The sequence below is a fragment of the Azospirillum melinis genome, from assembly GCF_013340935.1.
GTDB classification, from domain to species: domain Bacteria; phylum Pseudomonadota; class Alphaproteobacteria; order Azospirillales; family Azospirillaceae; genus Azospirillum; species Azospirillum melinis.
Genome location: NZ_WHOS01000112.1, coordinates 1 through 10089, shown reverse-complemented (window position 1 = coordinate 10089; position 10089 = coordinate 1). Strand labels below are relative to the sequence as shown.

The following is a 10089-nucleotide window of genomic DNA, read 5'->3' as shown; positions in this document are numbered from 1 at the left end:
GGGCGGCGGCGCTTTGGCCGCTGTAGGGCCGGTTTCCCGGGCACGCTGGGGGGGCCGGCTTACCGGCTTGCCCTTGCCCCCTTTCGGGGGCGGTTCAGTCCTCTCCGGAGGCGCCGGCTCGGTGCCGGCCGGCTTGGTCCATCCCTCCTTCGCGGCCCGCTTGCTGTAGGCGCCGGCGTTGCCGCCGTACCGCCGGGCCAGCTCACGCGGGCCGATCCCGGTCTCGTAGTCCGCCCGGGCTTGCGCCCAGCGAGCCTCAGTGTCCATCCGCCATCCTGGCCCGCTGGATGATCTCCGCCTCCCGGCGGACATAGCGTTCGAACGGCAGCCATGGCAGGGAACTGGCGAAGTAGAAGCCGGTCCGCACGTAGGCCACCGCGGTGCCGACGGCATCGATGGCCGCCATCGGCCAGGGCTGAAGGTTCAGCATCACCAGGAACCGGCCGCGCAGGACGGCAGGCACCTGCAGAAGGCGCTGCCGCACCGTCGGCTGTGGCTCAACCCGCCAGCTCCAGGGAAGGCGATCGCGGCGACTGCCCCCCAGCCACGGGTCCAAGCGGATGGCAAGGCGAACCAGCAGCTCCATCGCGATCTCCCTCATGCCGTCTGTCTGTCTCTGTGTCGCGCGGCGGGCCACGCGCTACCCACCCCGGCTTGCCGATGCCACCGTGGTCGCCGGGTTTGTCACCCTCCCACCGTGGTCACCAGCTCACGGGCCAAAGCCTTGTCCGCCCGCCGCTGCGACCTCTGCTGTGCCTATCAGGCCTTATGCGGGGCTTCCCGGACCCAATAGGTCAGCGACCCCTCCGGATGCCGGAAGCGCTGGATCAGCTCCTTGGTGCCGTCCGGGAGAAGGTCGGCGTCATCGACCACGATGACGTGGCACGGGAGAAGCGAGTGTGGGACGGACCTCAGGTGCAAGGCGCTCAGCACGTAGGCAGTGCAGCGGTGCGTCCTGCGCAGCGCGTCCGCGATGTGGTAGCCGGCCGGGGTGATGTAGGCGGCTCTCAGCCCATTGCTGGCTGCCACGCTGGCGACGTGCATGGCGAAGGTGGTGCGGCCACTACGCCGCTCACCCACCAGGTCGATGTCCTTGTGTGCCGCCACCCCACCGATCACCTGCGTGAAGCCCACCACGGCAGGCATCACCGTTACCCGGTGGAGATCGAGCGGGTCGCTCATCGCCGCGAAGATCTGGCCGTCGAACAGCTGGTTCATGGTTGCCTCACTCCGGCTTGATGGCGCGCTCGCCGCGTGCCCGGGCACGCGCATCGAGGACGAACAGGATGAACCGGCCGAAGGCGACGATGATCGTCAGCCACATGGCCAGCTTCTGCGCCGGCCCGGCGATCAGATCCAGCCATTCGCCCATGGTGGCCAGCAGCGCGAACAGGCCCGCATCGACGGCGCCCCGCTGGGCGTTCAGATCGAAGACCATCTGAAATCTCCCGGTGGATTGGGCGGATGCCGCGCGGCGAACCGACCTGGTGGTGTGGGTGAACATGGCGGGATCAGGCGTTGGCCAGATCGAGGCTAAGAGGTTTCCAGGGCGATTCCTGGGAATCACGCTGGTAGAAACGGACGTATGTTTTGGTCCCCTGGACCTGGACGGAATCGGCGATCGCGGCCATGGCCTTTTCCCACCGCGGATCGGTGATGTTCACCCGCCGCAGCGCGAAGATGCTCTCGCGCGAAACCTGCCCTTCCTTGTCGACGCGGAATGCGTGATCGACCAGGACGCGAATGTTATCGTTCGTGTCCTTGGCCCATTCACCGATGCATTCGTCAATCAGCCCCTTCGCGATCTGCAATTCAGGGCCGAACGTCAGGTGATCCGCGACCGCAACTTGAACCTTCTGCTTTCCATCGAAAGACGTGAAGGTCATGTTTCCTTTCTTGCCACCGCGCTTCGCGTCGTATTTCTCGGCGAGCAGCGCGAGAAACGCGGCCACGTCATTGAAGACCATCGCGCGGAATACCCGCATTTGCTCCGCCAGCGTTTCCGCGCCGCCCATCAGGTTGCGCACCAGCTGGTCCTCGAGAAGGTCGGTATCCTTCACCAGGTGGGACGGAATCAGTCGGCCGCGCGCATCCTCGTAGTAGCCGTCTTTGCGCTCCGGCACGTCCATTTTCGGCTGTGATTCCACCGTCGACATGGCCGATTCCTCCTGGTTGAGCTTGCGATAATCATCCTTTTCGCAAGCTCGGCCTTCCGTGATTCCAGCTTGCGCGACGGGCCGATCGGCACCGTCAGTCCTCGGCGACCAGCTTGGCGGTCTGCCCCGCCAGGTCGGCCCGGTTGTCGTCGTAGCGCATGGTCACCTTCGGATCGCGGTGACGCGCGAAGCTCTGCGCAGCCCGCAGGTTGCCGTTGGTGGCATCCAGCGCGCTGGTGATGGCGGCATGGCGCAGGCCGTGCGGCCGGGTCCGGATGCCGAGGTCGGCGCCGAGCGCCTGCACCAGCTGGTAGACCGCCGCCCCGGTCAGCCGGCCGCCGCCGGCGCCGGCATTGTCCAACCGGAAGAAGAGCGGGCCGGGGTGTCGGCCGCGCACCTCGATCCACTCGTCCAGCGCCGCCCGGGTGGCGTCGGGCAACGTGACCGGCTCCCGCTGGCTCCGCCCTTTGCCCAGGATGGCCAGGGTGGCGGCCGCCGGATCGTAGTGCTCCAGATCCAGCGAGACCACCTCGCCGCGGCGCAGGGCCGTGTCGTGGAGCAGCCGGACGATGGCGGTGTCGCGCACCCCCTTGGCGTCGCTGCGTTCCTGGACCTGGGCGATCATCGCCTTGACCCCGTCGCGGCCGGGGCCGCGGGTGTCGCGGTAGGCGACGCCGTCGACGTTCTCGACTTCCAGCTCCCAGCTGACCAGGCCGAGCGTCTTGCCGAGCTGGACCAGCGAGCGCAGGGCGGCGAGCCGCCGGTTGATCGTCGCCGGGGCCAGGCCCCGGGCGTCCAGGCTGGCGCGGTAGCCCAGCGCCAGGGCGTTGGCCTGGCCGGGCGCCAGGGCGAGCAGTTCGCGCGCCACCCGGTCGACGCTGTCGGCATAGGCTGCCGCCTCGGGCCGAGACGCGACGAACGCGCGGAAATCCTCCAAGTCACGGCGATAGGCCGCCACCGTGTTGGGCTTGCGGCTGGCCAGGAAGGCGTCGATCAGCCCTTCCTGGATGCGGTCGAGCGGCAGCGCCGCGGCCAAGCCCACGGGGGCGATGCCGTCGGGCAGTCGGGTCAGGTCACCCATGGAAGCCTCTCACGAACCGGCAATGGTTGCCGCTTTTCTCGCTTGCATCCGGCAATGGTTGCCGGTAGTGTCCTCTTGTGACCGGCAATGATTGCCGGTTGAACAGCGAAAAGGATCACCGATGAGCACGCCCACCCACACCGCCGCCGCCGCCGCCGTTGGCACCAGCCTGCTGGACGATCTGGCCGAGATCACCACCCTGCTGACCGAGGCCCAAACCGAGCTGGCGGCCGGCAACATCAACGGGGCGGTCGGCGCCGGTGCCGCGGCGGAGACCGCGGTCGCCCGGGTCACCGCCCTGTACCCCGCGTTGATGCTCCTGCTGCGCCAGCAGCGGCCCTAAGCGGCCCGGGCCGGCGCCCCAGCGCCGGCCCTGACCACGCTGGGATTGCCACCGCAGCGGGTGCCCCCTACGATCCCGCGGCACAGCCGGGGACCGCCATGGACGACACGCGCACCATCACCACCCTGCTCGCCGCCGGCGGCCGCCGGCTGATCGTCGGCTGGTCCGACGGCACCGAGCATGATCTCGACCTGTCTGCCCGCGCCGAAGCGCCGGCGGACGATTCCGCGTTCGCCCAGGCCGAGGCCGGCCCGGACCGGGTCTGCTGGCCAGCCGGCGGGCTGATCGCCGCGGCCGATCTGTGGGAGCTGGGGCTGGCCCAGGCTGCCGATCGGCTGATCGGCTGGCGCACCAGGCACCGGCTGACCCAGCCGCAGGCCTGCGCCATCCTCGGCATCGCCGAGCGCATGCTGCGCAACTACGAGAAGCGGGCCTACCCGATCCCGAAAGCCATCCTGCTGGCGCTGGATGGGTATGATGCCCGTCTCGGGCTGCCGGTCAGGCCGGCGCCAGAGCGGTCAGGCACTCCGGGACGTTCGTGATCACCAGCTCGCCCACCTTGGCGGCGTTCTTGCCGCCGCCAACGGTGTACGTCGTCTCGACCGGGGCGAAGGCGAAGCGGCCGAAGGTCTCACGGACACCGGGCGTGTCGTTGAGCGTCATGACGAAGCGCCCCTTCAGCTCGCCCAGCAGCGTCGCCAGGATCTCGAAGTCGGGCCGGCCGAACAGGTTCTTGCCGTAATCCCCCTCGCAGTCCCAATAGGGCGGATCGAGGAAGAACAGGGTGCCCTCCCGGTCGTAGCGCGGGATGAAGGCGGCGTAGGACAGGCACTCGATCACCACCCCGGACAGGCGCTCATGCACGGCATCCAGGATGGGGCCGAGGCGCTGCATGTCGAAGCGGGCCGGCGCGGTGACGTCAACGCCGAAGGTCCGGCTGGCCACCTTGCCGCCGAAGGTCAGCTTCTGCAGGTACAGGAAGCGGGCGGCGCGCTCGATGTCGGTCAGCGTGTCCGGATCGACCGCCACCAGGCGCTCATATTCGGTCCGGCTGGTGATGCCGAACCGCATGTGGTCGCGCAAAGCCTGATAATGGCGCTGCAGGATCCGGAACAGGGTGGCCACGTCGCGGCTGTAGTCGTTGATCACCTCGGCCGGGGCCGCCTGGTCGCGCCGAAAGAAAATGCCCCCCATGCCGACGAACGGCTCCGCATAGGTGCGGTGGGGGATTTTCTGCAGCAGCGGCACCAGCCGCTTGGCGAGGTTGCGCTTGCCCCCGATGTAGCCGGCAACCGGGCTCACCGGGCGGACCGGGCGGAAAATCGTGTCCATGATCGCTCCCTGGATCGCCCGGGCCAGAAATGAGGATGCCCGCCACGGCCTGGGGCCGGGCGGGCATCGCTGCGGGCGCAATACGTCCCGCTCACTGTGTCAAGGGTATTGGTCCTAAGTCAAGGACTTTGGTCCCACGGAGCGCCCGGCACGCCAAAAGGTCTCAGGACATGGCCGCGCAGATCCAGGCGGGTCAGGCGGACATACAGGGTCAGCAGGCCATCGCGCCACAGGCTGTAGAGGTGGTTGATCTCCGCCACCTCGGCCTCACTCAGCTTCGGCTCCAGCGGGCACCACTTCACCAGAAGCCACCGCTGGCCATCGCCGCCAACCCGGAAGCTGAAGCCCTTCTCTTCCTCCGGCAGCCGCTTGCGGCCGTCGGGGAGGAACAGCGAGCGGCCGACCCGGTGGTACAGGGCGGCGATGTCCGAGCGCCGCGGTGTCAGCTCCCACTCCGCACAGGTGAGGTGCCGATAGCGCCCCGGGGCGTCGGACGGCCGCTTGGCCGCCACCATCGGCTGGCGCAGGGCCGCCCATTCCGGCCGGTCGCCGCGGCGGGCATGGCGGATGACCAGCCGCCGCTGGGCCACCGGCAGGCGCTCCAGGGCCTCGCCCACCCGCTCTGCGTCGGGGTGGAGGCGGGGCGGGATGCCGCGGATCGCGCTGCCGCCATCGATGTCGGCGCCGATGTCGTTGCGGTCGAGGATGGTGGCCACGCCGTCGGCCGAGCGACCCGCGGCGATGACGCCGATCGGGCGGCCGTGCTGCTGCGCCAGGCTGGCCGAGCGCTCCATGGGGTGGAGCGCGATGTCGGTGCGGTCGCAGCACTGGCGCTGCACGGCCCAGGTGAGGAAGGCCTCGATGTCGATGACGGTCCGGCGGTCGACCGCGGTGGCAGGCAGCGCTCCCATGATGTCAGCGCGGCGAGCTGGCGGGCGCAGGCCCGGTGAGGGCAGAGCCGAACAGCGTCCCGATGCCGGCAACCAGCGTGTCGATAGCGTCGCGGGGCACCAGGGCGGGATCGAGGCGATGGCAGTGCTGGATGTAGCGGGCCTTGGCGTGCAGATCGGCCGGCGAGCTGATCGCGCCGGCGGACAGCATCGCTTCCAGGCCGCCCAGGTCCCGGTCGGCCGCCTCGTTGTCGGCGGCGACCGCACTGGCCGCCAGATAGGCGGTCAGCACAGGTTCGAGCGGACGGGGAACGGGTTGGGCGGACATGACGGAATCCCGGTGATGGTCTCCGGGACTGTAGCGGCGATGCTCCGCTGGGTCAGCGGGGCTATGCGTGCGAAAGGGCTACGGCACCAATTTAGTGGTTAATCCATTCAGGTAGGCGGCCAGATCGACGCGCAGGGCCTCCGGATCGTCCGCCTGGTCAAGCGCCCGGGCGATCAGGCGTTTCAGGAAAGCCGGCGTCGGCCGGTCGAGCGCTTGGCGGGCCACCGCCCCCAGCGCCGCGGCATCGGCCTGCCGCTCCCGATAGGCCGCCTGCCGGTCCGCTTGGTCGAAATGGACCGCTGGGCGGCCGCGGCGCTTCTTCACCAAGTCAGCCATGCCCCTGCCCTTCCTGATTTTCGTCACGTAACGATAATGATGGGCCGAGCGGGCTGCTGGCAACGTCGGCATCGGTCGCGGCCAGGAAGGCGCGGCAGCGTTCCCGCTCCGCCCGCACCCATTCGGGATAGCCGTGCGTCCCGCGCGTCGGCGGTTCCGACGGCTCGACATGGGCGCCCTTCCGCCGGCAGGACTTGCACTTGGACCGGCGGGCCAGCTGCATCAAGCTGGTGCCGGCGTCCACCTTCGTCAAAAGGGTTTCGAGGTGGAGCCAGTCCCAATGGGTGCAGCCGGGGTGGACGCACCAGACCCGCAGATGCGTCACGCCGGTGCGCCGGTACCAGTCCAGTGTCCCATGGCCGTAGACGGTGTCACCGATGGCAATCGGCGTGTGCGGCGGCAGATTGGTCATGGCGGGTCGACTCCTTCCAGGTCGGCACCGGCTTCCCAGACGCCGGGCACCCGGGTCAGCCGACGGAGCATCAGGTGGCCCGATCCGGCCAGGGCCACTTTCCCTCGTAACGCACCGTCTCCTCGTCCTGGGCGCCGCCGATGTGGATCACCTCGAGGCGCAGCCCGGTGGCGATCGGGCGGGCGGCAGCCAGGGCGAGGGCGCGCTCGGCGGTGGGCGCCTGCACCCGCATCGCGATGGTCGGGATCGTGGCGCCGGCCGGGATGCCCCGGATGCCGTACATTTCCATCAGTGTCTCCCCTTTCTCACGACGGTTTTCCCGCTTTGCCGCGTCTGGGCGGCAGGCGGGCGGCAGCGCGCAGCGCGTCGACGCGGGCGGCCAGCTGCTCGATCTCCTCGATCAGCCCTTCGGTGCGCGCCGGCTCCTCCGACAGGTCCAGCTTGGCCAGCTCGTCCAGCCGGTCATGGAAGGGCACCAGATCGCGCCGCACCTCGCGGATGCGGTGGGCGATATCGTCCGGCGGCCGCACCACCCACAGCTTGCCGATCGGCGTCTCGATCAGCCGCCAGCCGTGATCGGCGCGCGGGGCGAAGGGCTGGGCGGCGGCCACCCGGGCGGCGCCGCCTTCGACGGCGGCCCGGCCGAGGAAGTGGCCATCGTGATAGACGGGGTGCGTACCGCGCGGCATCTCGGCCTTGCCCGGCCGGCGCCAGGGCGCCCAAGGGGTACCTTCGCACTCCACCAGCACGAAGCCCGAGCGCGTCTCGCCGGTGCGGAACATTGACCGTTTCGCAGGGTCGAGGTGGGCCGCCACCAGGCGCAGCCGGGCGTGCCCGCTGACGTCGCTGACCAGCCGCTCCATCACCTCCGGTTCATGGGCGACCCCGCGGCGCTGGGTGGTGTGCAGCGGCAGCGGCAGACTGGTATCGGCGTCGCTGAAGGCCGGCCGCGTCATCCAGCGGACGGGCAGCTTGGTGCCGTCGGATAGGAAAGCGGTGACCGTCCAGCCGCCGGCGGCGTATTCGTCCGCCGGCGGCTGGTAGGCGACGGTGAGGGGCAGGACCTCGCGCGCCGCGGCGGCGCCGGCGAGGCGGTCGGCCAGCTCGGCCGACACCGACTGGAAGAGCAGCACCAGCCGGCGGGTGGTTTGATCCGGGCTGGCGGGCAGGCGCATCAGGTCCATGACGGGTTCCTCCGGTCAGAGGTTTCCGGCGGCGAGGCGCTTGGTCATGGCTTCCACCATCGCGCTGCGCGTCAGACCGGCGCGCTTGGCCTCGGCGTCGAGGGTGGCCAGCACGCCGCTGTCGAGGGAGAGATTGGCCTTCGTCGGGCGGCCGCTGACGCGGACCATGGCGACGGTGGCCAGCATCGCTCCCTCGGCCAGGGCCTCGGCGACGTCCGGATCGGCGCGCAGCGCGCCGGCGGGGCGGGGGGCGGGAATGGCGCCGCCATCCTCCTCCACCACCTCGGCCCAATCGCGCATGGCGTCGACGGCGGCGGCGAGGGCCTCCTCGACGGTGGCGCCCATGGCGGTGCAGCCGGGCAGGTCGGGAATGGTGACGCCGTAGGCGCCGGCTTCTCCGTCGATCAGGGCGATGTAGCGCATGGTTGGGGCCTTCTGTGTGGTAGGGGGGCCGGGGCCGAAGCCGGGTGGATCAAATCCACCCGGCGACCTTGGCGATCTGGCGGGCGACGCCAGGGGAGAGGGTGCGGTGCCTGGGCACCACCGCCGGCGTCGCCGGCCGGTCCGGGTGGCGGTAGACGTCATGGTCGCTGCCGTGGCGGGCGAACACCCACCCGTCCCGGGTCAGGCGGTCGATGATGTCTGCGCGGTTGGTTTCGACCTTCGGCATGTCCGTCCCCGTCGTTGATGTCCTTTTTATACGCCCATATAGGCGCACCGTCAACAAGGAATGCGCCCAGACAGGCGCATTTTTCCGGTGCCCGGACCGGATCGGACGGGGGGAGGCGGAGCGGGTCGGCAGGGTCTGGATCTGGAAACGCCAAGGGGCGCCCGGAGGCGCCCCTGTGGGTGGGACTTTTAAGATGGCGGCGGAGCCATTTTAAACTCGGGCCGTCCCTGGGCCGTGGGCCGACTTTAGACGCGGTTGCATCCTGCCGCAAGGCGTTTCCCGTCATGCGGGTGGTTTTCGGCCGCGCCCGGCGGGGCCGGTTTTCGGCCGGCCGGCGGCGTCCTCGATTCAACCGGGGGACGCCGGGTTTCCGGCCCTGCCCTACCACATCTTGATTCCGGGGCGGCCGGGGCGGATTTCATAATTTCCCGCGGGACGCGAAGGCGTGTCGGACCAATAGGTTACGGGTGCACAACCGGGGCGCCGAACGGGCGTTATGGAACATGGGGATTTGCAACCGCGCTGCAGGGCCGCGGCGCGGGCGGGTCACCCCGCCCTACCGGATCAGAACCGAACTCTGCGCCTCGAAGTCGAACGGCGGCTCATGGTTCCCACTCCACACCATCCCGCAGTCCTGGCAGTTCCACGGTGCGCCTTCGACCGGGGTCGCGGAGCTGCGCTGCCGCACTAGGCGCCCACGCCGCCAGTGGTAGGAGACATGGCCGCCGACAATCATGTCGCGCGACCCGCAGGATGGGCATGCCGGGACTGTTTCCGTTGTCATCGTCGCTCCTTTCATGACAGGTCGGCCGGCGCCCGTTGCGCCAGCCACTCGGCCCGCTGCTCGGCCGTCATCAGCTCCCACGCCACGATCAGCGCCTGCAGGTAGCCGGGCACCCCGCTGGCGAACTCGCCGCGCAGGCCGCGCCCGACGCTCGACGGCGCCACATCGGCCAGACGGGCCAGGGTGTTTTGGGCGAGGCCGGCGGCGTCCGCGCGCTGCCCCCACTCCGAGGTCGGTTTCTTTGCCATGCCCCACCCTATCGCGGAAAAATAAAGCGCGCAACGCGCTTTTTCCGCTTGCCCGAATAAAGCGCGTAGTGCATCTTATTTCCAGCAGCGACACACCGCAAACGGAGCCCACGATGTCCTCTCAGTCCGAGTTCACCCTCATCGCCCAGGCGGGCACCAACCCCGGCGACGCCTTCGTCGGCGCGCTGACCGACGGCGCGGTCCGCATCGGCTATCTCGCTGTCTCTTATACCCATCTGACGCTCCCGACGCACAGCGAGGGGGGAGGGATGCGGGGGGCGGTGTCGTCTACCATGAAACGATCTTGCACTCCTGCCCCGCAGTA

Annotated in this window: 18 protein-coding genes; 3 read left to right on the top strand and 15 right to left on the bottom strand. The window is 69.6% G+C overall.

The annotated features are described in order from the left end of the window. Positions 1 to 256: 256 nt before the first annotated feature. From GBZ48_RS35185 to GBZ48_RS35165, 5 genes are all read right to left on the bottom strand, one after another. Positions 257 to 586 carry a hypothetical protein gene (locus GBZ48_RS35185; RefSeq protein WP_174475266.1) on the bottom strand — a complete coding sequence of 110 codons (330 nt, stop codon included), beginning with the start codon at positions 584 to 586 and terminating at the stop codon, positions 257 to 259. 173 nt (positions 587 to 759) lie between these two features. Next, complete coding sequence (locus GBZ48_RS35180; protein WP_174475265.1) at positions 760 to 1218, bottom strand: hypothetical protein; 459 nt, start codon at positions 1216 to 1218, stop codon at positions 760 to 762. Between the two features lie 7 nt (positions 1219 to 1225). Then, entirely contained in the window at positions 1226 to 1438 is a 213-nt protein-coding gene (locus GBZ48_RS35175) for a hypothetical protein (protein ID WP_174475264.1), read from the bottom strand. 73 nt (positions 1439 to 1511) lie between these two features. Beyond that, a complete protein-coding gene (locus tag GBZ48_RS35170) occupies positions 1512 to 2156 on the bottom strand; it encodes a DUF3164 family protein (protein WP_246307682.1) in 645 nt (214 codons plus the stop codon). A 94-nt stretch (positions 2157 to 2250) separates the two neighbouring features. Further along, positions 2251 to 3237: a tyrosine-type recombinase/integrase gene (locus tag GBZ48_RS35165; RefSeq protein WP_174475263.1), complete on the bottom strand. Its 987-nt coding sequence runs from the start codon at positions 3235 to 3237 to the stop codon at positions 2251 to 2253. 121 nt (positions 3238 to 3358) lie between these two features. Between GBZ48_RS35165 and GBZ48_RS35160 the strand changes: the two genes are divergently transcribed. Together GBZ48_RS35160 and GBZ48_RS35155 are read left to right on the top strand one after the other, a co-directional pair. Then, positions 3359 to 3580, top strand: a complete 222-nt coding sequence (locus tag GBZ48_RS35160; protein WP_174475262.1) for a hypothetical protein — start codon at positions 3359 to 3361, stop codon at positions 3578 to 3580. Between the two features lie 98 nt (positions 3581 to 3678). Next, the gene (locus GBZ48_RS35155; RefSeq protein ID WP_174475261.1) at positions 3679 to 4122 is read left to right on the top strand and encodes a helix-turn-helix domain-containing protein; all 444 of its coding nucleotides are present in this window, start codon (positions 3679 to 3681) and stop codon (positions 4120 to 4122) included. Here GBZ48_RS35155 and GBZ48_RS35150 read toward each other — a convergent pair. The 10 genes from GBZ48_RS35150 to GBZ48_RS35105 all read right to left on the bottom strand — a co-directional run bounded on the left by GBZ48_RS35150 (position 4079) and on the right by GBZ48_RS35105 (position 9764). Beyond that, a complete protein-coding gene (locus tag GBZ48_RS35150) occupies positions 4079 to 4912 on the bottom strand; it encodes a DNA adenine methylase (protein WP_174475260.1) in 834 nt (277 codons plus the stop codon). The genes GBZ48_RS35155 and GBZ48_RS35150 overlap by 44 nt on opposite strands. Positions 4913 to 5031: 119 nt before the next feature. Continuing rightward, positions 5032 to 5823, bottom strand: coding sequence for a hypothetical protein (locus tag GBZ48_RS35145; RefSeq protein ID WP_174475259.1), 792 nt, complete (start codon positions 5821 to 5823; stop codon positions 5032 to 5034). 4 nt (positions 5824 to 5827) lie between these two features. Further along, positions 5828 to 6130 carry a hypothetical protein gene (locus GBZ48_RS35140; protein WP_246307681.1) on the bottom strand — a complete coding sequence of 101 codons (303 nt, stop codon included), beginning with the start codon at positions 6128 to 6130 and terminating at the stop codon, positions 5828 to 5830. A 78-nt stretch (positions 6131 to 6208) separates the two neighbouring features. Continuing rightward, the gene (locus GBZ48_RS35135) at positions 6209 to 6466 is read right to left on the bottom strand and encodes a hypothetical protein (protein WP_174475258.1); all 258 of its coding nucleotides are present in this window, start codon (positions 6464 to 6466) and stop codon (positions 6209 to 6211) included. Continuing rightward, entirely contained in the window at positions 6459 to 6878 is a 420-nt protein-coding gene (locus tag GBZ48_RS35130) for a hypothetical protein (RefSeq protein WP_174475257.1), read from the bottom strand. Before GBZ48_RS35130 ends, GBZ48_RS35135 begins: the two co-directional genes overlap by 8 nt. Positions 6879 to 6948: 70 nt before the next feature. After that, positions 6949 to 7167 (bottom strand): hypothetical protein, encoded by a 219-nt coding sequence (locus tag GBZ48_RS35125; RefSeq protein ID WP_174475256.1) that lies wholly within the window; start codon positions 7165 to 7167, stop codon positions 6949 to 6951. 16 nt (positions 7168 to 7183) lie between these two features. Next, positions 7184 to 8062 (bottom strand): hypothetical protein, encoded by an 879-nt coding sequence (locus GBZ48_RS35120; protein ID WP_174475255.1) that lies wholly within the window; start codon positions 8060 to 8062, stop codon positions 7184 to 7186. Between the two features lie 15 nt (positions 8063 to 8077). Next, a complete protein-coding gene (locus GBZ48_RS35115; RefSeq protein WP_174475254.1) occupies positions 8078 to 8485 on the bottom strand; it encodes a type II toxin-antitoxin system HicB family antitoxin in 408 nt (135 codons plus the stop codon). Between the two features lie 49 nt (positions 8486 to 8534). Next, a complete protein-coding gene (locus GBZ48_RS35110) occupies positions 8535 to 8732 on the bottom strand; it encodes a type II toxin-antitoxin system HicA family toxin (protein WP_174475253.1) in 198 nt (65 codons plus the stop codon). A gap of 795 nt (positions 8733 to 9527) precedes the next feature. Next, complete coding sequence (locus tag GBZ48_RS35105; protein ID WP_174475252.1) at positions 9528 to 9764, bottom strand: hypothetical protein; 237 nt, start codon at positions 9762 to 9764, stop codon at positions 9528 to 9530. A gap of 113 nt (positions 9765 to 9877) precedes the next feature. Between GBZ48_RS35105 and GBZ48_RS35100 the strand changes: the two genes are divergently transcribed. Continuing rightward, the coding region (locus tag GBZ48_RS35100; protein WP_174475251.1) for a hypothetical protein at positions 9878 to 10089 on the top strand (212 nt) is incomplete at its 3' end.

Excerpts from the sequence above, each read along its gene's own strand:
- GBZ48_RS35185 (WP_174475266.1), bottom strand. The coding sequence starts at position 586 with ATGGAGCTGCTGGTTCGCCTTGCCATCCGCTTGGACCCGTGGCTGGGG.
- GBZ48_RS35180 (WP_174475265.1), bottom strand. The coding sequence starts at position 1,218 with ATGAACCAGCTGTTCGACGGCCAGATCTTCGCGGCGATGAGCGACCCG.
- GBZ48_RS35175 (WP_174475264.1), bottom strand. The coding sequence starts at position 1,438 with ATGGTCTTCGATCTGAACGCCCAGCGGGGCGCCGTCGATGCGGGCCTG.
- GBZ48_RS35170 (WP_246307682.1), bottom strand. The coding sequence starts at position 2,156 with ATGTCGACGGTGGAATCACAGCCGAAAATGGACGTGCCGGAGCGCAAA.
- GBZ48_RS35165 (WP_174475263.1), bottom strand. The coding sequence starts at position 3,237 with ATGGGTGACCTGACCCGACTGCCCGACGGCATCGCCCCCGTGGGCTTG.
- GBZ48_RS35160 (WP_174475262.1), top strand. The coding sequence starts at position 3,359 with ATGAGCACGCCCACCCACACCGCCGCCGCCGCCGCCGTTGGCACCAGC.
- GBZ48_RS35155 (WP_174475261.1), top strand. The coding sequence starts at position 3,679 with ATGGACGACACGCGCACCATCACCACCCTGCTCGCCGCCGGCGGCCGC.
- GBZ48_RS35150 (WP_174475260.1), bottom strand. The coding sequence starts at position 4,912 with ATGGACACGATTTTCCGCCCGGTCCGCCCGGTGAGCCCGGTTGCCGGC.
- GBZ48_RS35145 (WP_174475259.1), bottom strand. The coding sequence starts at position 5,823 with ATGGGAGCGCTGCCTGCCACCGCGGTCGACCGCCGGACCGTCATCGAC.
- GBZ48_RS35140 (WP_246307681.1), bottom strand. The coding sequence starts at position 6,130 with ATGTCCGCCCAACCCGTTCCCCGTCCGCTCGAACCTGTGCTGACCGCC.
- GBZ48_RS35135 (WP_174475258.1), bottom strand. The coding sequence starts at position 6,466 with ATGGCTGACTTGGTGAAGAAGCGCCGCGGCCGCCCAGCGGTCCATTTC.
- GBZ48_RS35130 (WP_174475257.1), bottom strand. The coding sequence starts at position 6,878 with ATGACCAATCTGCCGCCGCACACGCCGATTGCCATCGGTGACACCGTC.
- GBZ48_RS35125 (WP_174475256.1), bottom strand. The coding sequence starts at position 7,167 with ATGGAAATGTACGGCATCCGGGGCATCCCGGCCGGCGCCACGATCCCG.
- GBZ48_RS35120 (WP_174475255.1), bottom strand. The coding sequence starts at position 8,062 with ATGGACCTGATGCGCCTGCCCGCCAGCCCGGATCAAACCACCCGCCGG.
- GBZ48_RS35115 (WP_174475254.1), bottom strand. The coding sequence starts at position 8,485 with ATGCGCTACATCGCCCTGATCGACGGAGAAGCCGGCGCCTACGGCGTC.
- GBZ48_RS35110 (WP_174475253.1), bottom strand. The coding sequence starts at position 8,732 with ATGCCGAAGGTCGAAACCAACCGCGCAGACATCATCGACCGCCTGACC.
- GBZ48_RS35105 (WP_174475252.1), bottom strand. The coding sequence starts at position 9,764 with ATGGCAAAGAAACCGACCTCGGAGTGGGGGCAGCGCGCGGACGCCGCC.